At 61.3% G+C, this 22,740-nt stretch carries 13 protein-coding genes; 3 read left to right on the top strand and 10 right to left on the bottom strand.

Translation table 11 applies throughout. The features are described 5' to 3' along the window. Positions 1–122 precede the first annotated feature (122 nt). On the top strand, positions 123–2,996 hold the full coding sequence (locus AC1DE1_RS18200) for a TonB-dependent receptor domain-containing protein (RefSeq protein WP_477177769.1): 2,874 nt from the start codon (positions 123–125) through the stop codon (positions 2,994–2,996). A gap of 181 nt (positions 2,997–3,177) precedes the next feature. Here AC1DE1_RS18200 and AC1DE1_RS18195 read toward each other — a convergent pair whose 3' ends face one another. Both AC1DE1_RS18195 and AC1DE1_RS18190 read right to left on the bottom strand, forming a co-directional pair. Continuing rightward, entirely contained in the window at positions 3,178–3,744 is a 567-nt protein-coding gene (locus tag AC1DE1_RS18195; RefSeq protein ID WP_477177764.1) for an RNA polymerase sigma factor, read from the bottom strand. 1,254 nt (positions 3,745–4,998) lie between these two features. Further along, a complete protein-coding gene (locus tag AC1DE1_RS18190; RefSeq protein ID WP_477177765.1) occupies positions 4,999–6,027 on the bottom strand; it encodes an alpha/beta hydrolase in 1,029 nt (342 codons plus the stop codon). A gap of 310 nt (positions 6,028–6,337) precedes the next feature. Between AC1DE1_RS18190 and AC1DE1_RS18185 the strand changes: the two genes are divergently transcribed. Continuing rightward, positions 6,338–7,159 carry an alpha/beta fold hydrolase gene (locus AC1DE1_RS18185; protein WP_477177766.1) on the top strand — a complete coding sequence of 274 codons (822 nt, stop codon included), beginning with the start codon at positions 6,338–6,340 and terminating at the stop codon, positions 7,157–7,159. An 87-nt stretch (positions 7,160–7,246) separates the two neighbouring features. Here AC1DE1_RS18185 and AC1DE1_RS18180 read toward each other — a convergent pair whose 3' ends face one another. The 6 genes from AC1DE1_RS18180 to AC1DE1_RS18155 all read right to left on the bottom strand — a co-directional run bounded on the left by AC1DE1_RS18180 (position 7,247) and on the right by AC1DE1_RS18155 (position 12,632). Then, on the bottom strand, positions 7,247–7,882 hold the full coding sequence (locus tag AC1DE1_RS18180) for a response regulator transcription factor (protein WP_477177767.1): 636 nt from the start codon (positions 7,880–7,882) through the stop codon (positions 7,247–7,249). A 44-nt stretch (positions 7,883–7,926) separates the two neighbouring features. Continuing rightward, the gene (locus AC1DE1_RS18175; RefSeq protein WP_441602069.1) at positions 7,927–8,295 is read right to left on the bottom strand and encodes a response regulator; all 369 of its coding nucleotides are present in this window, start codon (positions 8,293–8,295) and stop codon (positions 7,927–7,929) included. Positions 8,296–8,392: 97 nt separating this feature from the next. Beyond that, entirely contained in the window at positions 8,393–10,264 is a 1,872-nt protein-coding gene (locus AC1DE1_RS18170) for a PAS domain-containing sensor histidine kinase (protein ID WP_477179241.1), read from the bottom strand. Between the two features lie 252 nt (positions 10,265–10,516). Then, the gene (locus tag AC1DE1_RS18165) at positions 10,517–10,891 is read right to left on the bottom strand and encodes a hypothetical protein (protein ID WP_477179240.1); all 375 of its coding nucleotides are present in this window, start codon (positions 10,889–10,891) and stop codon (positions 10,517–10,519) included. Positions 10,892–10,942: 51 nt separating this feature from the next. Beyond that, on the bottom strand, positions 10,943–11,755 hold the full coding sequence (locus tag AC1DE1_RS18160) for an SDR family NAD(P)-dependent oxidoreductase (RefSeq protein WP_477177808.1): 813 nt from the start codon (positions 11,753–11,755) through the stop codon (positions 10,943–10,945). Then, positions 11,745–12,632 carry an alpha/beta fold hydrolase gene (locus AC1DE1_RS18155; protein WP_477177809.1) on the bottom strand — a complete coding sequence of 296 codons (888 nt, stop codon included), beginning with the start codon at positions 12,630–12,632 and terminating at the stop codon, positions 11,745–11,747. The genes AC1DE1_RS18160 and AC1DE1_RS18155 overlap by 11 nt, the downstream gene beginning before the upstream one ends. A 144-nt stretch (positions 12,633–12,776) precedes the next feature. Between AC1DE1_RS18155 and AC1DE1_RS18150 the strand changes: the two genes are divergently transcribed. Next, on the top strand, positions 12,777–13,409 hold the full coding sequence (locus AC1DE1_RS18150; RefSeq protein ID WP_477179239.1) for a TetR/AcrR family transcriptional regulator: 633 nt from the start codon (positions 12,777–12,779) through the stop codon (positions 13,407–13,409). A gap of 101 nt (positions 13,410–13,510) precedes the next feature. Here AC1DE1_RS18150 and AC1DE1_RS18145 read toward each other — a convergent pair whose 3' ends face one another. Both AC1DE1_RS18145 and AC1DE1_RS18140 read right to left on the bottom strand, forming a co-directional pair. Continuing rightward, positions 13,511–18,229 carry a hypothetical protein gene (locus tag AC1DE1_RS18145; RefSeq protein WP_477179238.1) on the bottom strand — a complete coding sequence of 1,573 codons (4,719 nt, stop codon included), beginning with the start codon at positions 18,227–18,229 and terminating at the stop codon, positions 13,511–13,513. Positions 18,230–18,261: 32 nt separating this feature from the next. Continuing rightward, positions 18,262–22,611, bottom strand: coding sequence for a hypothetical protein (locus AC1DE1_RS18140; protein ID WP_477179237.1), 4,350 nt, complete (start codon positions 22,609–22,611; stop codon positions 18,262–18,264). Positions 22,612–22,740 lie beyond the last annotated feature (129 nt).

Here is a 22,740-nt window from a genome sequence, read left to right as displayed (position 1 = left end):
AGGAATCGATCATGGCTAGGCCAGGTCTGCAGGTACGCACGTGTCCGTCGTTCGCATCGCGCCCGTTCGCATCGCACACTGTGTGGAGTGCGCCGCCTCACGAAGCAGCAAGATCGCCCGTGATGGATGCCGGCGCGCGGCGTTATCGCCGTCGATCCACCTTGGCCATCGCCTTGCTGGGTCTGTGTGCAGCGAGCGTGTCGCCGGATATCGCCGCCGATCCGCAGGCATCCGCACGCCCTGCGGAAACGGATAGCCGCAAGGCCGGCATGGATCAGAAGCCCGCCACCAAGAAACTGGAAACGATCACGGTGACGGGTTCGTTGATCCCTCAGGTCGAGATCGAAACCGCCGCGCCGTTGATCATCATCTCCGGCGAGTCGCTGCAGGCGCGCGGATTCGGCACGGTGGCCGAGGCGTTGAAGCAATCCTCGGTGGCCACGGGCAGCGTGCAGGGTGCGCAGAGTTCCGCCTCGTTCACCCAGGGCGCGGAGACACTCAGCCTGTTCGGCATGCCGCCGGGTTTCACCAAATACCTGATCGATGGCCGGCCGATGGGCAATTTCCCCGCGCTGTACAACGGCCGGGACGTGTTCAACAACTTGTCCGGCATCCCGATGCAGTTGGTCGATCGCATCGAGATCCTGCCGGGCGCGCAGTCCTCGTTGTACGGATCGGATGCGATCGCGGGCGTGATCAACGTGGTGCTGAAGAAGCATGTCGATGGCGCGTCGCTGGACGCGCGTTACGGCTTCTATCAGGAGGGCGGTGGCGTCAGCCGGCGGATGAGCTTCAGCGACGGATTTCAGCGAGGCCGCTTCAACCTGATGGGCGGCGTTCAATACGAAAACGTCGATCCGATCTGGGGCTATCAGCGCGAGCTTACCCGCCGGCGCAATACCGACGGCACCGGCCCTTCGATCGCCAGCGGCGATTATCTGCTGGTGAGCGGCATCACCGGGCGCTACATCAACGTGGAAAAGGTCGACGCCAGCGCCTGCAGCCGCGTGACCGAACAGTTTGCCGGCACCACCGGCTATCGCGTGCGCTCGCCCAATGGAAGCTACTGCGGCTCGTTCTATTCACCGGGCTACCGCACGCTCGCCAACGCTACCGAGAACGCGCAGCTGTATACGCACGCCAGCTACGATGCGGGCGAACACGTGCAGTTGTACGGCGACCTGCTCTACAACTACAACGAGACCCGCTACGCGACAGGCTCCAATTACACGTGGTGGGGTAGCAGCGCCAAGTACCGCTACTTCTACGACACGAAGTTGCGCGACTACGTGCAGATGCAGCGCGCTTTTTCGCCGGAGGACGTGGGCGGCTACGACTCCATCATGAACAAGTCCCTGGAGAACGCCTATATGCTCACGCTGGGCGCACAAGGGCGCCTGGGCTCCAGCGCGTGGGATTACGACCTTGGCTTTACGCATTCGGACGACCAGCTGAATCAGCGTGGCTTTGCGCGCTGGACCGACCCCATCAACGACTACTTCGTGAGTCACGTGCTGGGCCCCGACCTGGGGCCGGACCCGCGCGGCCGCGGCTATCGCAGTTTCGCGCCCGACTACGCTGCGTTCTACACCCCCATGTCGGTCGCCGACTTCCGCAGTTTCACCGGCTACACCAGCAGCCGCAGCAAGACCTGGGACAACCTGTCGCGCGGCCAGCTCACCAACGCCTCGCTGTTCACCTTGCCGGGTGGCGATGCGGGCATCGCTGCGGTGGTGGAAGCCGGCAACCAGGGGTGGGATTACACACCGGATGCGCGTCTGATGAATGGCGGTGTGTGGGGCACGACAGCGGTGCAGGGTGCGGGCCATCGTTCGCGTTACGCCGGCACGCTGGAGTTGCGCGCCCCGGTGTGGCGTCAGCTGACCGTCGATGCGTCGGCGCGCTATGACAGCTACAAGGTGGCCGGCAAGCAGGTGGCCAGCGCCACCTGGAATCTCGGCCTGGAGTATCGGCCGATCGAAACGCTGCTGCTGCGTGGCAAGGTCGGCACCGCCTTCAAGGCGCCGACGCTATCCGATCAGTTCCAGGGCTTGAGCGGCTTCTACAGCAGCGCCACGGATTACTACAATTGCGCCGCGCTGGGTTACCGCGGACCCAAGATCGACCAGTGCCCGGCCCGCTACGGCAACGTGCAGTACTTCGGCCAGCAGTCGGGCAACCCGGCGCTCAAGCCGATCGAAGCGAACGCCTGGAGCTACGGCGTGGTGTGGTCGCCGTTGTCCCGCATGGCGGTCAGCGTCGATTACCTGCACTGGAACGTGCAAGGCGAAGTGCAGAACCAGAGCGTGGACTCGCTGCTCAACGACGAGATGCTGTGCCGGCTCGGCGAACGGGACATCAATACACCGTCCTGCCGCACAGCCTTGGCGCAGATCACCCGCAGTACCGGCGTTGCCAACGACGGCACCATCGGTGATATCACGTCGATCTATCGCACCAAGGTCAATGTCTCGCGCCGTGTCATCGGCGCGCTGGTGGCGGATTTTCGCTACGGCTTCGGCATAGGGCGTTATGGCGACCTGAACTTCACCGCGACCTACACCGACATGCTCAAGCACGACTACCAACCGTATGCCGGCGATCCGATGGTCGACCGTCTGCGCGACCCCACGTGGAGCACCGATTTCAAGACGCGCGCCAACGCCTCGGCCAACTGGCATCGCGGCAACTGGTCAGCCACTCTCTACGCCAACCGCTACGGCAAGACACCCAACTATCTCGCCGCCAACAATGGCTACGACTATCCCGGCGCAGGCGTCCTGGCGCCATGGATCCGCTACAACGCCAGCGTGTCGTACCAACCGATGCCCAGCCTGCTGCTCTCGATGCAGGTCAACAATCTGTTCGATGCGATGCCGCCGCGTGATGGCAGTTATCCCGGTACGTCGGGGGCGCCGTATAACTCGAGCAATTACAGCGTGTATGGGCGGGCGTATTACCTGCAGGCGACTTATCGGTTTGGGGAGCGTAAGTAGTAGGAGCGTCTATTGAGGAAACGTAGTGGCTTGGCGCACATGGGGCAGGCCACTCGAATTCCCTTGGCGCTAAGGATCCGCTTCCGACCCGAAACGGATCTTGGACATCGGCCAGTAACAGCAAGGGCGCAATGGATCGCATCCTTCTCTTCCACTCACGCCAGGTTTGAGCGGCATGGTTTCAATCGCCGGCCAGGAAGGGAAGGACATTGCGCAAACTGGCTTTGGCCTGGAACAGGCGCGCCTTCACGGTGCACAAAGGTATGCCAGTGATGGCGGCTATGTCGTCCAAACTATGGCCTGCGCCGTAAACCAGCTCAAATACCAAGCGCTGGTCGGAGGTGAGGCGGGCAAGACCATGGGTGATCCGATCCCGCAACTGGCAATGTTTCCCGGCGTTGCGCGAAGGCGTCAGATCTTGAGTGAAGCAATCTGCATCGATAAGTTCGGCACCACGTCGGTGTAGCGCCTTCAGCCCTGCGCGATAGGCGATGCCCATGATCGAGATGGAGACAGGGGACGCCTGTCGAAACTCCGATGCCTTTTGCCAGACGACCCAGAAGCATTCATTGATCACCTCATCGATGATTTCTGCATGTCGGGTCAGGCGATAGAGAAACTCACAAAGTCTCCCGTGATAGTTGTAGTAGAGCGTCGCCAGCGCATCTCGATCGCCATCGGCGATGCGCTTAAGGAGCAGCCTGTCCATGGCCTCGGTGTCGTGCTCTCGGTGGGAACGGGTCTTCATGAGTGACCTAACGCCCATATTGAAATATTCAGGGGAATAGAAGCCCGTCGGCGCTATCGGCCGGTATGTGGCTCTACTTGTATTGATGGGCTGGGGTAGGGGAGTGAGCCCACGGCATCTTGCGATATGCGCGTATGTTTTTGCGATGTCATGAATAAGACAAAGCATGCTTTTGTGGGGCCCGTCGCATATCGGGCGCCTCGTGTTTCTGCAGAGCAATTTCTGATGATGGAGGCGAGCGCACGCGACCATCTCAGGCTATGGTCAGATGTATGCGTTGCCGTTTTGGGTACCTCGCATCAGGCCTCCAAAGTCGAGTAAAGATTTCGAATGGACGGCCGATACAAGCGCAGATTATCCACGCATTTTTCGGGTCGGCTGTTTTAGCCGCGACGTCGCGCCCTGCGGACAAGCAAGGCCGCCTGCATGGAAATTCAATTCAGGAGGCCAAGCGGATATGCAGATGGAAAGCAGTGGAAGGGCGATCGGCGCGAAGTCAGTCTTTTGGTGGGTCGTAGGAGTGGCGGGGGTTGTGAGCGCTTTGACTGGAACGCTTTCACTCCTCAAGACAGATGCACCTGCGCCGGCTGGAGTGCAGAGCTCAGTTGTGAGCTACAACCAGTCTGGGGGAATCACTGCTCAGAACGTAACGATTGAACCTTCTGTCAGGCATATGACGGATCAGGTGGGGCAAGAGCTCCGGCTGCACATACCCACCAGTGCGAAGGTGTCCGTTACCTCCGTACTCGGAGATTCCGAGTCAATGCAGTTCGCGACCGAAGTATTGCAGTGGCTCCGTGCAAACGGGTACGCGAGGGCCAGCGGAGTCGATCAGGCCGTCTACTCGGTTCCTGTCTCAGGACAGCACGTTGAGCAAAAAAGCAGTGACGAGTACGAACTGATTATTGGCACCCGCAGGTAGAGAAATAAAACGAGGGTCAGAGTGCACTTCTCCCGCCAGCTTTCATGGGAAGTCTACTCCGACCCTGGTTTTCCACGGCGACCGGGCGACCCGCGTGCGCTGTTTCTGCACAGCAGGGTACGTCTTTTTCGGACCGTTGGTCATCGCACAACCGTCGCAGACGCGACGCCTAGACTCCGCAGCGTTATGCACATCTTACCATCCGCAAGATTTGGGGAAGCAACTTCATCTGGATGGGCGCGACCTCACGCTTGCCAAAAAAAGCGCCCTCCAGCGTCGAATGACGGCGGAGGGCGCAGATCGTACGACGAAGTTCGTGGCTTCGCGCCCGATCAGTTCAGGTGCTCGCGGATGCCGTCAGCGATCTGGTCAAGGGCCGCTTCGGTCGTCGGCACTTTGCGCAGAGCGTTGAGCGCAACAAAGTCGTGGATCGTACCGTTGTACTGCACGGCCGCCACCGGAACACCGGCATCCGTCAGCTTGCGGGCGTAGGCCTGACCTTCGTCACGGAGCGGATCGTTTTCCGCCGTGATGACGAGTGCCGGCGGAAGACCCGTCAGCTCTTCCTTGCTCGCGCGCAGCGGCGAGACGTACGGGTTGTCACGCGTCTTGGCGTCCGGCGCATACAGATCCCAGCCGTACTTCATGAAGGCACGCGACAAGAAATAGCCATCAGCGAACTTCTTGTAGGACTCGCTATCGACACTGGCATCCGTCGCAGGCACCAGCAGCACCTGATAGGCAATCTTCGGGCCCTTGCGATCCTTGGCCATCAGGGAAATGGCTGCGGTCATGTTGCCGCCGACCGAGTTGCCGGCCACCGCGATGCGGCCGCCGTCAGCGCCGATTTCTTTGCCATGCGCCGCGACCCACACAAGAGCGGCATAGGTCTCGTCCAGCTGAGTCGGAAACTTTGCCTGCGGCAGCGGGGTGTACTCGACGAAAACGCCGACCTGGCCGGACTTGACGACGAGATCGCGCAACAAGCGCTTGTGATTGTCGAAGTTGCCGACGATCCACACGCCGCCATGGATGAAGAAAAGGACGCCGGGGTTAGCTGCAGCCTGATCCGGCTTCATGATGTAGATCTTCACGGATTGACCATCCTGCGTGATGGTCCGCTCGGTCGTCGTCACACCCGACATATCGACCGGCGTCTGGTTCTGCAAGGCCGTCAGGATCTCCTGCGGCTTGGGTTGCGGAAGCTGCCAGAACGGGCTGGGGTTCTTGCTGAGTTCGGTGAGGAACGACCGGACGGTGGGATCGAGGTGCGTGTTGTTCTTGAAGTCTTCGGCGGAAACGGACTGAGACATGACGGCTGCTCCGATGATGAGGGCCAAAAGGCCGTTGATGCGCTTCATGGTGTTCTCCGTGAGCGAGTGACAGACTCGGAGAAACTCCGAGATGGGTTCGTCTTCTGCGACATCAGTCGATGCCGAGGACGAGCGCATCTAAGCAACACCATCGAGCTAACGATATTCATGCCAAGGTATGAGTCAGCCAAGAGATGCGCATATGCTGCGCCTTGAACCGCTGCTTTTAAGCACTATTCAATGCACCAAAGTGTCTGGCGTGGGCTATCTACATACCTTTGTATGAGCCTTCGCTATCTTTGCATTTCATGCTTGATGCCCAACCATCGTAGTCACCATCACCACACGAGGCATCATCATGTGCACCTTCAAGACGTCGGACGGAACCAATCTCTTTTACAAGGACTGGGGAACGGGGCCGGTCGTTGTTTTCTCCCATGGATGGCCGCTTTCTTCGGACGCGTGGGACTCGCAGATGCAGTTCCTGGCGACCCATGGCTATCGGGTGATTGCGCACGATCGTCGAGGCCACGGACGCTCCGACCAGACCTGGCAAGGTAACAACATGGACCAGTACGTGGCCGACCTGGCGGAATTACTGGATCATCTGGACGTGCGCGACGCGGTACTCATCGGCCATTCGACAGGCGGTGGTGAAGTTGCGCGCTATGTGGCAAACCAAGGCGCCGCCCGCGTCGCCAAAGCCGTACTGGTGAGCGCGGTCCCACCGATCATGGTGAAGTCTGCGAATAACCCCAATGGCACGCCGCTTGAGGTCTTTGACGGTATTCGCCAATCCGTGCTCAAGAACCGCTCCCAGTTCTACCTCGACCTGACGCTGCCTTTCTTTGGGTACAACCGCCCTCATGCAGAGGTTTCCGAAGGCGTTCGCCAGTCATTCTGGCTTCAGGGCATGATGGGCGGCATCAAGGGCCAGTACGACTGCATTCGCGAGTTCTCGGAGGTCGATTACACAGACGATCTGAAGCGCATCAAGGTACCTACCCTGGTGATCCACGGCGATGACGATCAAATTGTGCCAATTGATGCCGCCGGCAAGCGCTCCGCAGAGTTGGTGCCCAACGCGAGGTTGAAGATCTACGCCGGCGCACCGCACGGCTTGCCGATCACTCGCGAGGATGAGCTCAATCGCGATCTGCTGGCGTTTATTCGGGAGTGAGCAAAGGTCGACCCGCCAGCGATGACGCCGGTGGGTCGAACTCGCTTTTGGGAATTTGGTCGACCGTGAAGAGCGTGCGCCGCTTGCTCAGTCGCGTTTGTAGCGGGAGACCGGCTCGCGAATGCCAAGAGCCTCCGCCATTCGCACCAGGTTGGCCAACGATTCGGCCTGCATCTTTCGCATCAGGTTTCCCCGGTGAATCTTCACCGTGATCTCGCTCAGATTGAGGCGGCCTGCAATTTGCTTATTGAGAAGACCTGAGGTTACCAGGCCAAAAACCTCGCGCTCTCTGGCAGAGAGGCTATCGAACTTCGCGCGAACGGAAGCAAAGGCATCGACCTCTGCTCTTCGGATCCGAGCCCGGGTAGCTGCTTCTTGCACCGCCGCGAGCAATTCATGCTCATCAAAAGGCTTGGATAGAAAGGTGACCGCGCCGGCGCGCATGGCGCGTACCGTCATCGGTATATCCCCGTGACCACTGATCAAAATAACAGGAATCAGCGTGTCACCCTCGACCAGCTCCTGCTGGAAATCCAGCCCGTTGGCGCTTCCCAGCTGAACGTCGAGCACCAGGCATACGGCCGTGTCAGCCGCATCGCACGCCAGGAATTCCTCGGGGGTCGCAAAGCCCTGGACGCTGTATCCCGCGGAACGCAGCAGGCTTTCCAACGATGACCTTACGTCTTGGTCATCATCCAGTACGCAAATCAGTGCAGTTTCCAAGGTGCGCCTCAACCTGTTTGGGTAGCCGCCGATTGAACGTGTTGCTAGTTGGCGATAAGCGACCTGACTACTTTCAAGAGCTCGTCCGGATCGGCGGGCTTTTCAAGGAATTCCGCGATGCCGAGGCTATCTGCCATGTCTCGCGCCTCGGGAGTCGCGAATGCGGTCATCATGACTACCGGCAAATGCTTTCCCTGGTCCATCAGTTCGCGTCTTAGCCCGAACCCATCAATTCCCGGCATGTGAAGATCCGTGACCAGGCACTCCAGCGTATCGATCAGCGGGAAGGCCAGAAGGGACTCTGCGCTTGAAAAGGCATACACGCCAATGCCCTCTGAGCGAAAGACAGCGACGATGCTATCCCTCACATCCTCGTCATCATCAACAACGCCGATGGTATGAACCTGGCTCAAGAACAACTCCATGCCCTGTACAGGGACTTTCGGAGCCATTCTCCATGTTTCGGATGCCGTTCTCCACCATCCGAATGTATAGGTGTTGCACCCTCACCTATGTGTTTGCTGGAGTCGCGGGGACGGTAAAGTTTACCGTCGCGCCTGGCCCTTGATTGTTGTTCACCTGGATGTGCCCTCCTTGCGCTTCGATAATGGAGCGGCAGATGGAAAGGCCCATGCCCATGCCTTCGGCCTTGGTCGTGAAGAATGGATCGAACACCCTGCCAATGGCCTCCGGCGCAAAGCCCATTCCCACATCCCGTACTTCGACGCGAAGCATCCCTTCAGGTGCAACGCCAAGAGAGATCCGCAAATCCTTCTTCCGATCGGCGACATCTCGCATGGCGTGGAGGCCGTTGACGATAAGGTTCACGAGAACCTGTTGCACTTGAACTCGGTCACCGAAAGCAAGGGGGAGAGGGCCATCCGACGATTGCCTGAGCTTGACGCCCTGTAACTTTGCGTCATGCCGCACGAGTCCAAGTGCGTCCTCGACGATCTCGGGGAGACTAAAGCTTGCTGCGGGAGTCACGGTCTTCTTGGCTAGCGTCTTGACTCGCTTGATCACCTCCGCCGCCCGGTTCCCGTTGGTCACGATGCGCTGAAGACTCGATGAAACTTCAGTCAGATCGGGCTCTTCCCTTGAAAGCCAACGTTCGCCCGAGCGGGCGTAGTTGAGAATCGCCGTGAGTGGTTGATTCACTTCGTGCGCGATGGATGCAGAGAGCTGCCCTAGCAGCGACACGCGGGCGGCATGAGCCAGTTCGGCCGACGTCTGTTCGATTCGGGCACGCGATAGATTCTGCTCGGTCACGTCGAAAGCCATAACCAATACATGTGCCCAGTCGTGCGAGTCCGGAAGAATATTGACGCGAAGGACCACGTCAACAACGTCCCCTGTCAGCGTTTTCAGGCGGACTTCGTTCTCTGCCCCCCTTTCGCCTCTAAGCAACGTGGCAAGTAACTGTGAGATGGCGGGGAAACTATCGGGTAGATATCGGCCACACAGATTTGTACCTGAGAGCGTTTCGTTGCTGTCTGCATGGAATAGCCGTACCGCGGCGGGGTTCGCGTTGCGGATAATGGCTCCCCGGATGGCAGCTTGAGTGATTTCGGGATTGGCCAACAGCCAGTCTTCCAAATGACGTACGTCGCCCGTGTATTGGTCGAGGACGCGTTTGGATTCCAACCAATTGGACTCCCAGGTAGCAAAGCCTGCAGTCTCGAATATGGTCCGATAGCGTTGTTCCGACGCACGTCGTGCTTCGTCATGCTTCAACTGCGCTGTGACATCTGCACTGGACTCAATGACGCCAACAGGCTTTCCCGCATCGTCCTTACGCTGGAGCCAGCGACTCGCGAGGGTAAGCGACGCACCATCGCGGCGCGTACGAATCAATTCACCAGTCCAGTGGCCTTCCAGATCAAAGGCGGCCTGGACTTCTTCCGAGGAGAACTGGCACTTGAGCAGGCTCTCACAGTGCTTGCCGACCGCCTCGCTCCGCATCCAACCGTACAGTTTCTCGGCGCCGTCGTTCCAATAGACGATGACGTCATTCTTGTCCCTGATGATGACCGTGTCGTGTGATAGCTCGAGAATCCTGGCCTGCTCAACCAGTGATGTGCGGGTGGCTCGGTCCCGAAGGATCAGGACTGTCGTCAAGGAGATGGCGACGATGCAAACGCCAAGGCGGATCAGCGCGCTACTGTTGAGCTTGTCCCCGTGTTGCAGGACGAACGCCAGAAGCGTGAACACCACGGCGGCGGCCGCCGCCGCGATGATGGCTCGTAAACCCATGGGGGCAACCAGGAGAATGGCCACGATGTAGACGACAGCTATAGCGCCGTTTACCGTCGTAAATGCGTCGACCATGAAGACGGCGAGTGACAGAGCAACGGCCCCAATGACCCGCAGCTGGCTTTTCATACGAGACTCTCGAGAAAGCTGACCTGCGATAGCATAATGAATGAACAGCTCGGCGGTAGATGTTGGATCGCCGCTCCTCTGGACTCCAATCGAATGCTGTCTGCTTCGGGTCATGTCGAGTGCCTAACCGTCTACGCAAGCGGTGGGTCGTAACACGCGGTCAAGCGCGCACTGCGAATCAAGCCGGTCGATAAGTAAGCCGTACTCCTTGGTGTGTGTTTCTCCTTAAACCGATCGGGTTTGGGTGGTCAATCAAAGTTCGTGGCAGAGATAGATGGCGTAGACCAACACGATGGCCAGGTCGAAAGCGGCAATGGGTCGCATGCGGGTCACGTACGGTTTTTTCCAGCTCGCCACGATCAAGCCGATGAGCCCAGCTTTTTCGATGCCTGCAGCCAACATCAGCGGAACGCGAAGTTCCGGGTGCCACGCGGCATATATCAATAACGCTCCCAGGCTCGGCGCCAGCAAGCTCCAATGTCGCGTGAGCAGCCCACCGGCCCCCTCGGGTGCTTCGATTCCGAAGAGGAGTCTTGGCCCCTGTGCTGGAAGCAGAAAGACAATGATCGGCAGCAGGGTAAACGCGCCGCTGACCCATAGAATGATGCGAATGTGGTCGACGATCACGGTGATTCTCCAACAGTCACGCCCAGAGGCTTGTACGAACGGACTTGCAGATTAGGGAAAGGTGCGGCGCATGAATCGCTCAAACAGCGAGTCGGGCAGCCAGCCTTTCAGGCGAGGGATCCAGCGGGCGAGCGAGCCTACGCGGTAACGCGGCGCCGGCACTCGGGCTTGGATGGCTTGCACGACAGCGGCCGCCACATGCTCGGGCCGAGTGCGACTCGCCAGGCCATCGCGGCGCATGCGTCTGACTAGCTCGGCTCGCCTGTGAGCGAACGGATTATCGGCGGCACTGACTTCTCGGATCGACTGCTCGAGTGAGCCAGTGGCGACCGGGCTCGGACTGACAGTGCAGGCATAGAGGCCGAGCGGCATCAGCTCATGGCGTAGCGATTCGGTGTAGCCCTCAAGGGCGAACTTGCTGGCTGAGTATGCTGCGTTCATCGGAAGGCCAATCTCGCCTCCGATCGAGCTGATGTTGATGATTCGACCCGCGCGGCGCTCCAGCATATGCGGCAAGACGGCTTGGACCATGCGCACCGCGCCAAGAAAGTTCGTGTCCAGCTGGTCCATGAATTCGTGCCACTGGGTCTCCAGCACGGCGCCGAACAGGTCGTAACCGGCATTGTTGATAAGCACATCGATGTGACCTTCACGCCGCAGCAGTTCTTGCACACATGACTCAACCGAGGCGGCGCTGGTAATGTCGAGACTCAACACTTCGGGGCTGCTCTGCGGCCCGCCCTCAACCGGGGCGCGCTGAGTCACGTAGACGCGATGCCCCCGTCCACGAAGCCGTGAGGCGATCGCTGCACCGATGCCGCGCGTGCCGCCGGTGACCAGTACCACTTGCGATTCATTCTCCAAGCTTCAGCTCCCTGAGCCTTAGCGGGCTCGTGAGTTTCAGCTCGTTCAAGAACGAGTCGATGGCTTGCGTGGTTTCAGCGGGAGCGTCGACTACCGAGAGATGGGCCGTTGGCAGTTCGATGAAGCGACCCCGCGTCAACTGAGCGGCGGCATGGCGAAGATCGTCCACCGGATACATGGCATCGTGCGTTCCGGCGACGAACAGCGTTGGCGCGCCAATGTTCTTCAGGCGCGACGAGAGGTCGTCTCTTTCCAGCAGTACCGAACGAACGGCCTGCGATAGGGCCTTACCGTTGGCCCGCCGGATCTGTTCGCGGAATCCTTCCATGAAAGCGGACTCGCGCTTCCGCGTCTCGGGCCTAAAATAAGCATCGGCCACGCCCTGTACGTATACGCTGGTAAATTTCAGCCAGCGTGCGCCCCAACTGACGAAGCTATCGCGCAAGCGCGCACGGGTCTTGAAGACAGGAGTGTTCAGCATGACGACGGCGCGAGTGCGCTCGGGATGGTTTAGCGCAAACTCGCCCGCAACGAGGCCGCCCCACGACGTGCCAATGCAAACGACAGGCTTGACGATCTGGAGTGCGTCCAGCACCTGCCTGACGGCATCCGCGCACTGCGCCATGCTGAAGCTGCCCGCAGCTGGGCCGCTGGCGCCATGGCCGGGGCCATCGATGAGGATTAATCGATGACGTGCCCGCAGGGCGGCCACCTGCGCATCATAGATTCGGTGGTCAGCGAGAACGGATGGCCACAAGACCAGCACCTCCGATGAGGCGCCCGCGCCGCCCGGTATGCCGGTATCGTAGACCGCTAACTGGCTGAGACTGGTCGGTATCGACCAGACCTTGATTGAATGGGGTTTGGGAGGCGTCATGGGGCGACCATCGCTGGATGGGGATGGGGTTATTGCGCCAGGACGTGCTTCGAAATCGGGTGGCCGCTGGCATCGAAGGATCAATGTTATGACCGTTAACTTAGACCGCAAAATTACTAATGTCAACAGCGTTAACATCAAGCCATGACTAAGCCCTCCGATCCCGCCGGAGGGCGGTATCACCACGGAGACCTGCGACGGGCCCTGCTTGAGGCCGCAGGAAAGGCGGCTGACATCGAGCACATCTCTTTACGCGAGCTCGCCTCGGGACTGGGCGTCAGTGGCGCGGCGGTGTACCGGCACTTCGCAAGCCGCGAAGCTTTGCTGGCGGAGCTGGCTGCCATCGGCATCGCCCAGCTCCAGCAGCGCTTTGCTGACGCGTTCGATCTCCACACGCCGCCGGCAGATGCCCCGGAGGCGATTGCACGCCTGCACCGCTTGGGCGTGGCGTATCTGCGTTTCGCCGACGATCAGCCGGCCATGTGGCGCCTGATCTTTGGCACGTATGCGGTGCAAACCCGTGCCAACGCATTGCAAACGGGCAAGCCGACCAGCTACTCCTATCTGCCGGCGGCACTACAAGGGCTGCACGAAACCGGCGTGATGGCACTTCCACCATCGCCAGGGGATTTGTTGTTCACATGGAGCACGGTCCACGGCGCGGCGGCGCTGCGGGTAGGAAACGTGGCTCCGGCGCAGGGGGAGGTTGAACACGTGGGTGCTGAAGTTGTGCAGCGAATTTTGCGCGGGATCGGCGCATCTCCTGAGCAGTCCTGAGCACCGCAACGCGGCGGTGGCGCGCACTCATGTTGGTCTCCGCTCAAGGGGCATTTCAGGATGCGGCCACCAATCTGGCCGTCCCGCGATGCATCGTGTCGTCAAGAAGGAGCAGGCGCCAGCGGAAACTCCCTGGCAAAGACCAGCCGCTCAACCACCTTGGGCTGATGCACAGAAAACGGCTGCACGACGACTTCCTGGTCGGACAGATGCCGTTCGTATTCGCGCAGCATCAGACGCAGGCGCTTGCCTTGCAGGTTGGCTGGCACGCTGATTCGGCCGACCCATACACAGGTGTCCAGTGAGACCAGTTGTGCGATCAGGTCTGGGGTGAGGTGGGTGATCTTTGCTGCTTGCGCGATGTTTGTGGTCGGTGTTTCCCGGGTAAGCGCGGGTGTCGTCGTTGCGACGTGTTGCTCTTGGGCAAAGCTCGTGAGCATGGTGGCGCCGATCTGATCGAGCAGGCCTAGCACCGCTTGTTGCGGGGTGGCGTCGGCGCTGGGGTGGATCTGGTTGGGGATGTCGAACCAGTCGAGGTCGGTTTCGAAAGTCGTGTTCTGCCATTGCAGCACGACTTCGATGCGGTTGTGGCCGGGTCCGGGGCCGAAGTACTCGGTCAAGATGGACGATACGCCGGGATACACGGCGGCGGTGGAGCCCGCGCCATGCGTGGGCACCGGGCCATACACCTTGAACATATACGCATCGCGCGCTTCCGATACGTCGATACGACGACGCGGCAGGAGTTGCGCATAGGGCGCGACCACGACGATCGACAGGCGTGTGTCGTAGCTGGCGTAGGGTTGATAGCGAACCAGGCAAAGGCGAACGAAGGGCATGTAGCTGTCGCCGGCATCGATGCGTACATCGGCAAACCATTCGTTGCGCTCCGCGTCGAAGTAGACGCGATGTCCGGCGATCAGCATGTCTTGATTCGCTTCGGGCAGGAATTCGCTTTGCGTGTAGACGGCATTGGGGAAGGCCGCGGCGGTGAGCGTGCCGCGTGGCAGCGTGGAGTCGAACAACGGGTCTTGTCCCCATTGGCTGACGAAGGATTCGCTCGGGTCATTGGTGAGGTCTGCAAGCTTTCGGGGATTGCTGCCGGAGATCACCACGACGCCCAGCAGCTCGCCATCGCCGGAGGTGAACCAGGGGCGCTCCAGATAGATGCGCAAGGTGCCACCGTCGCGCACCACGCGATGCACGCCGCCGATTTGCGAGTCGGACCAGTGTTGCGTGGGCATGATGTAGACCAGGTGCGGCGGTTGCGGCCGGCCTGAAGCGGGGACGATGTAGCCCTGTGGGGCAACGTTCGACTGGAGCAAGGGTGCGCCGCATGCCACGTCGGTGGCTTCAACGGCGTCGTCGTAATAGTTCGCAGGCAAAGCGAGTGCGTGTTGCAACCAGGGCTGGCCTTGTCGCGTCACCTGCGCCGGGTCCGCCGTGATCGATGGTGGCAGGTATTCGCGAAAACGCGTGGTCGCGAGCAGGCTGTAGCGAACGAAGCGGAACTTCTGGTCGCCGAAATCATGGCGCACGTGCGGGCGAACTGTGCCGCTGTCGGGCACGGGGCCGAGGAATCCGTAGTCGGATTTTGTCGGCTCGCTGGTTTCGATGCCGGGTTGTTCAATGCGCACGGGCTTGAGCCGTGCGGTGACGTGCTTGCGGTACGGTGGCTTGCCTGAAGCCACGTCGTCGATCCATTCCATCCAGTCGGCCATCACTTCCAGTTGACCGGTGCTGCGGGCGTGATAGCGCACAAAGGTTTCGCGCTGGAAGTCGATCCAGGTGGCACCGTTGTCGCGATGGCCGTTGATGGTGAGGAAGGTCGGCTCGCACACCGGATGCTGGGTGGCATGCACGAGGGTGAGCGTGCGGTCGGGCGTCATCGTCCAGTTGGCGCCGCAGATGCCAAGGATGGCCGCCCAGACACCGCCCAGCGGCGTGCTGGTCCATGCGGGCAAACCCATCTTCAGGATATGGTCCACGCGGATGCCGGTGGAGTAGCGCACGGGCGCGATCTCGCCCTTGCGAAGGAAGATCGTCAGCGTACGTTTGGTGCTGTCCCAGCTCGGTACGGCATGCGCGGCGTCGACGGTGTCAGTGCAGGGCACAGCGTCGACTTGTTCCGCCAGTTCGACAATGGCGATGCGAAATCCATCGACTTCCGGCCAGGTGCCTTTCAGCGGCACGTAAAGCACCAGTTCCTGGGTGAGTGGAATGTAGTCGGCGTGGACGTTGTCAGCGGCGTCGATCACCACGGGTGCGACGATGCCCGGTACACCGCGCAACACCACGGCTGCCGCCGCAGGATCGGGCAGGTAAGGTGTCGACAGGCGGTCTTCCGTGTGCACGACATACTCGCCCGGCTGCAGTCGGAAACCCTCGGGTGGCGACTGCGCCAGCGCTTGCTCTTTGGACGCTCCATCGATGGCTGGCGTGATGATCTTCACGGCCGCGCCGCCGTCATAGAGAGTGCCGGCCTCGCGCTTGGCGATCAGGTCGAAGGCCTGGTGGATGGCGGCGTTCTTGCCTGGGCCGGCGGGTGCATCGAAGGCATCGTCAAAGCAGCCGTGCTGCTCGGCCAGCGTCTGCGATGTTTTCGGCGGCACCACGTGGCGTAGATTCACATCGACATACGCGAAGCCGCTCACCAGCGGATCGTTGAGCGCGTAGGGACCTTGCGCGATGTACTCGCTGCTGGACAGGCTCTGGTAGCCCGTATCCGTCGCCACCACATCGGAACGGATCACGGCCCGTTCCAGCGATTCGCCTTCCGACACGCGCCCATGCAGCGAGAGTACGGGCGGGTCCACCGGCTCCAGGCGGCGATAGGTGATTTCATCGCTGGCCTGTTCCAGGTCGGCGATGGATTTGTCGGTGAGCTTCAGACTGTTGCCGGCGAGGTCGACTGTGCGTGCGCGCAGGCGATAGGTTTCTCCGAAGCGCAGGCGCGGCAGCGTGCCCGGTTGCCAGTTCGTTCGCGTCAACATGGGTGACGCGCCATCGGCGGCATCGGCGTCGGTCTGCGGCTGTACGGTTTCTTCCTGGATCAGGCCGTGCTCGTTGACGGGCACGATGCGCTTGCCGGGGCGCTCCGCCACCAGGCTCCAGCCGGCCCATTTGAACAGCGCCTCGTGCAGGTAGTGATCCTGGGTGTCCTTGTTGTTGTCGACGTCGTCCGGTGCGGCTTGCGTGGTGGTCGAAGGGCCCTGCACGCAACCTTCGTCGTGCACGTCGTCGATGAGCTGCGACTGGTCCTCGGTGGCGCGATAGTTGGCGACGCGGGCGCATAGCGAGCGCCACTTGTCGGTGCGCTTTTCGCGTACGTCCACGCGGAAGCCGCGCAGCACATCTTCGGCGTAGAGAAGTACGTTTGAAGACTGGCTGGCGTCGTCGAGTGCATCGTTCTTGAGCGAATGCGCAGCCAGGTCCCCGGCCAGGTCGTTGGCGCGGTTGTGGCGCGTCACGGTGATGCCCGCCGAACGCAAAGCAGGGGTGGCTTCCTGGTTGTTGTTGGTGGTGTAGGCGAGGCCTGCCGGCTTGCCGAGAGGGTCGTGACCGTTCGGATCAGGTGTGTTCTGCAGGTGGGTAAGCGTGCTGTTGACGAAGTTCACCGTCTTGATCGCCGAGCCGTCGGCGTCCACCTGCACCAGGCTGAAAGGCGACTTGTCGTCGGCAGCTTTGGCGTCATCCGAACGCGCGACTTCCATCGCGCCGGCCAGTGCCAGAAAACCATCGGTGACGTCGGTGGAGGTGCGGCTGCGCACGATGAAACGCCTGCCGGTCAGGTGCCAGGCTGTGCGTGGCGTGGAATCTTCGGCGGTGCTCGGTCCACGGTGCTTGACCAGCAGTTGCATGGTCCCGGTGATGCCGGCGGGATTGGCGCGCCCTTGTTCGATAAGTTGTTCTGCGCCCACCATCACAGCATCGATGACCAGACCAAGCGTGCGCATCATCGCGGGTGCGTCACCGAACGAACCCACCACTCTGTGGAAGTCGTACTTCGGTGTCGGTATGGGTTGCCTGGTTGCCGTGGGATCGGGGTAAGGCGCGTAGGGTGGCGGCGTGGCTTCCCGTGAATAGAACCGGTTCGCCTGGTAGAGCGCGTAAGCCGGCGTGCTCAGGCCGAACAGGTTCTTGAGGCTCGGGGGCAGATCGGCGGGTAGCGCACGCGTCGGTGTGTGCTTCTTGTTGGCGGTGAGGTGGCCATCGATGCCGACGATCTGTTCCGGCACGTACTTGCTGTGTTTGCCGAAGTACTCCCCACGCACGCGTTGGTCGATGTCGCTGTTCACCAGCAGATCGCCGATGCCGTTGGGCCGGCGGTGGTAGTACTTGCGTTGGCCCCAGCGTTCGCCGCCCGCCGCCTGCGTGATCATCGGCTTGAACGGACTGCCGCCAATGGGGAACAGGGCAGGGCGATCGAGCCCTTGCTGTGCGGCGAGGTCGCCGTAGTGATCCTTCAGGAAGCGCACCACATGGCGCACCGGAAAGGAGTTGAGGTTGTGTTGGCTCATGTCCGTATAGACGAACGGAGCCACGCTCATGTCCGGCGTGAACAGTTTCGTCCAGATGTCGCTCCTGGCTGCTTCCTCGACTTTGAGATCGAAGGTGGCGCTATCGGTCTTCAGCGAGAAGCGCAGCTTCGCCAGCGTCTTTGGCCAGTCGAGGAAATCCGGGTAGCCCGACAACAGCGCCTGCGCATTGCCGCTGTCCGGGTCCGGCGTGAGCCTGGGGGAAAGCACGATGGAAACGCGCAGTTGGCCATGGCTGTCGAAGCCATAGGGCAGCACGGTCCAGACCAGTTTTTCCGCCATGATCGTCTCCTTGCGAGCGTGGTTCCTTTCGCTCAGGCGAAAGCGTTGACGTAGTCGCGCCAGGGATACTGTGTGTCGTCGGTGACGGGGCCGGCATCCGGACCCATCAGTGCGGCAAACGAGGGATCGCCGTTGGAACCGGCAAAGCTGCGTTCGCAGTGAATGGATGCGCTGACCGAAAACATGAACAGGCTCACCGAGATGGTCAGCGTGGCCTCGCCCTTGGCCTTGCCGGTGCCGCCGTCGTAGCTCAGTGCGAGGTAAAGCTCGATCGATACCGAGATGATGCCGAGCACGCTCACATTGCCGCCCAGGCGGAAGTAACCGGTAAGTGTGCAGGCGTCCTTTTCCATGCGGAAGTAGATGCCGGCCATCACATGCACGCCGCCGGAGGCCACGCCAAAGTCCACCGCGATGGCCGCGCCGAACTCAAACGCCGCCTCCATCAATTGCACGCCATGTGGATCGATGGTGATGCCGAAGAAGCCGCCACCGCCGAACATCGAGACGGTCAGGCAGAACGGTTGATCGCGCGTGCAGAAGTTGAAGCGCACCGACAGCGGCTGGCCAATGAAGGGAACCGTGAAGCCGGCGCCCAGGCTGAGATTGCTCAGGTTGAGCACACCGACGGCCAAGTTAGGCAGCGCCATCGAGAAGCTCGCGTCGATGCCCTTCTCGGAGATGTCCAGCGAGGGCGGATCGGAAAAGCCGTCCAGCGGGATCAGGTCCTTCAGTGTTTCGACGAACTTCAACGGCCCGATGAAGTGGATGCCGTCGAATTTCACGTCCACGTCCATCTTGGCCGAAGAATCGGCGCGGAACTCGATCTTCTCGAACGCGAGCTTCATGAAGCCCTGTTTCTCGCCCAGCAGGATCAGGTCGAAAGCGCGCAGGCCGCAGAGTACCTTCACGCTCGCCTCGCCGGTGCTCTTCTTCACCTTGGCTTCCACCGACACGATGAAGGCATCCACGTCGTGCGGCTTGAACAGGGTGCCCAGTGCGCCGTACAGCGAGTTGGACGGATCGGGCCACGGCTTGATGGTGGGATGCCAGTCAAAGTGCACGGTGATCTCGTCGCCGAGCAGCGAGGACAGCAATTGCGCGATGTCCGCTGCCTTGTCGGTGATGGCGCGCAGCGTGGCGGCAATCTTGTCCACGGTGCCGCGCACGCCACCGGCAAACAGGTTGATCTTGTCGAAGGCCGTCTGGAAGTCGGTCAGCGCATTGCCTACGGCCTGGATCTTGGCCTGCACGTCGGCTTCGTTCTTCAGAAGGTCGGGCAGTTGCTCGGGCGGAACAAGCAGCTCGGACACCGCGTTGAACAGCGCTTCGGCGGGATCCACCATGGCCGGAATGCGCTTGATGTCATCGACGAATGCCTGGATCTGCGCGATGCGGGCACGTATCGGCACGAGCTGCTGTTGCACGACGTTTTGTACGGCAGTGGAAAGTCCGCTGCCCGGCAGTTGCGTGATACGCAGGTTCACTGCCGCAAGCAGGTTGCCGAGTTCGCCCTGCATGTCGTTGAGCGCGGTGGTGAGCCCGCTCGCTGGCGGCTTGAACGCATCGGGCGCCTTGATCGCATCGATCAGGTCCTCGCCCACGCCAACGGCTTGATCGAGCTTGCTGGCGAGGGCGGCGGTGGTGGCATCGAGCGCCTGGATCTGCGGCTTGATCTGTTCGAAGGCCAGGTTGATCGCCTGCTCCAGCGCCGACTGCGCGGCCGACGCAGCCATCGATTCGAGCTGACCGAGCAAGTCGTTGGTGTTACCCAGGGCGCCGATGAAATCCTGCAGCGCGTCAGCCGCTTCGGAGACGAACTTCGGCAGCTTGTCGATGCCGCCCGGATCGAAATGCACCAGATTCAGCAATTCGCCCAGCGGAATGCAGCCGAACAGCACGGGGCTGACGATGGCGCTGAACGCTTGCGCGCCATCGAAGGCGCCGGTGTTGAAACTGGCGACGTCGCCTGTGATGGGACCGGCCAGGCGTGAAATGCCCGAGGGTCGCAGGTTGGGTTGCACGAAACCGCCGGAACGATCGCCCTTGCTGGTGAAGTCAAGATCAGGGCCTGAGGCGATATCGGCAAAGACTTCGCCTTTGTCGAAGTCCTTTGCACGCGCGGCGTACTGTTTGTTCCACTGGATCTGGCTGCCGTTCTGGCCGCCGGTGAGATAGGTCAGCGATGGAATAAACGCGGTGGCTTGCCGGATCGAGGGATACGTCAGCGGCCCGCTGCGCGTCGCCGGATCATGGCGCAGTTGCCGCACCTCCATGCCGAACTCGACCTCATCGAGTTCGCAAGACGTGTCGCCCGGCTTCTGGCTGGGCGCCATGCAGACACGTTGCCTATGCGTAGTCGCCTTGCGCCATGCCTGTTTGGCCGTGAACCAGGCGTTCTGGACTATGTCGTAATTGGCTTCCGCGAAGCTGCGATCACCGTCGAGCGATGGGTTGGCCAGCGAGTTGTCGATGAAGATGCCCGGCATCTCGAACGCKATGTTCTTGCCATCCAGGTCGGTGCCCACGAAACGGAAGCGGAAGGGCGTATGCGGGTCGACGCAAGGCCAGAACATCAGCATGCCTTGGTCTGCAACGTCCTCGTCGGTCGGGTTCTGCAGATCGGGAGTGACATGCGTGAGGCAACGGATCTGGCTAAAGGGGAATTGGCGATGGAAGTAGCGTGCATAGGCGGAGTCGGCGACGCCGGGAATGGCATCGCTCGACGGAACCGTCATCGTGGGATAGCTGTGCACGGGCTCGCGCACGATGATGAAGGTTCGTTGGCGCAGATAGGCAGCGTTGCCAGGTTGGTCGTGATGGAACTTGCGTTCGCTCACTTTCACCAAGGAGACCTGATGACCAAAGGGACAGAGGTAGCCTTTGTAGACCACCTTCACGTAGTGGTCGCGCGCTTGCGTCGCCTGATGCACCCACTCTTCCACGGATAATCCGGCAGGCACCTTCCACGCGCCGCGTGCATCCAGCCAGCCGCCAAGCGCAGACAGCATCAGCCGGTTGCATGCGATGGGCTCCTGGTTGCCGTCGGGAATACGGAAGTTGCTCGACTCGTGGACGATGTTGAAACGATCGCGGTCGTCCAGCGTCATGCGGAACGGAACCGTATTCGGCTTCGGCGTGGTGGCTGGCTTGGGAATGCCGGGGTCGAACGTGGACGGTACCGACTGCGGTCCGAAGYGCGCCCAGACGGCGCGCACTTCCGTGCCGCTTTCGGGGCCTTCTTCGATGATGCCGGTCTTGCTGTCCAGGTAGCCAAGCCGCGTATGCCAGAGCGGCGTGCAACCCGTCGGTGTGAACGTCTGCGGGGTGCTGGCATGCACGAAGCGGCCGGTTTCGTTGGGCGAAAGAATCAGCCGGTACGGCAGCTCCAGCGATGTTTGCGTGGCAGTGGGCAGGGTCGGTGCAGGCGGGCGCAGGTACCAGGACGGAGCCAGCTTTGTGATCTCCAGGCCCGCCGATCCGACCACGCCATACAGCGCCATGGCCGATGCGCTGTGCAGCGATTGATGCGTCGCAGGGCGAATGGTGCCGGCCACCTGCCTGCCTGGTTCGAGTACCTCGGTGCCAGCTTGTTCGACGGGCAGGGCGAGTGCGTCGGCACGCAGTTCGGCGCGGCGCAACAGCAGATGCAGATTTTCCGGCCCGCCCTGTTGCACGACGCGCAGGTTGCGCAGCGTCGTGGCGAGTGTGCGCGCGCGTTGACCCGGCGTGAGCGCGGCGTAGGCGGCACGCTGGCGTTTCTGCAAAACGCCGGTGAGTGGACCGACCACGATGCGCCGCGCGGGACCACGGGCCGCGTTCGCCGTGATGCTCAAGGGAAGATGCAGGCAGGCATCGAGTAGGCCTTGCAAGGTGTAAGGCACTGATGGCATGCCGGCATCGGCCAGCACTTTGGCGTCGTAGCGAAACACAGCGCGGCTGCCGTTGGCGATGCGCGAAGGAATGGGTGGAAGACGCGGCGACTCGCCGCCCGTGTTCGTAGGAGGCGTAGGGGGAGGATCCTGGGCGGGCGTATCGGCGATGCCGGCGGTTGGCGCCTGGTAATACACTTCTTCCGAGATCGACTGCGGCGCGAAGCGCAGCACGATGTAGCCAGTCTTGCCCTGTTTCGCCTTGAGCGTGGCGGGGCCGTCTCCATCGGGCGCGACCACATCCAGGTTGATCAGCGAGACATTGATCGACAGGAAATCGTCGGAGCGGATCACCGATTGCCCGAGATCGACCGTCGCGGCGATGCCGCCCACGGTCGCTTCGACGCGCGTCAGCTGCGCGCGCTCGAAGCCGGCGACAAATCGCGGATCGTTGGCCAACTCGGCCAGGTCGCGCTGGATGGTGGCGCCGCGTCGCGTCTTGCTTGGCATGACCGTCCCTCCGTCGTGAAAGACTCCCATCGGAACGGCAGATCATTCATAGGCATCGGAGCGCACCGCAAACGTTCCCCACGCACGCCATGCGGGACGTGCATCGGATCATGTCTGCCTAGCCGTTCG

This window comes from Dyella sp. 05T440, from assembly GCF_056395965.1.
This window is presented reverse-complemented; position numbering and strand designations above follow the sequence as displayed.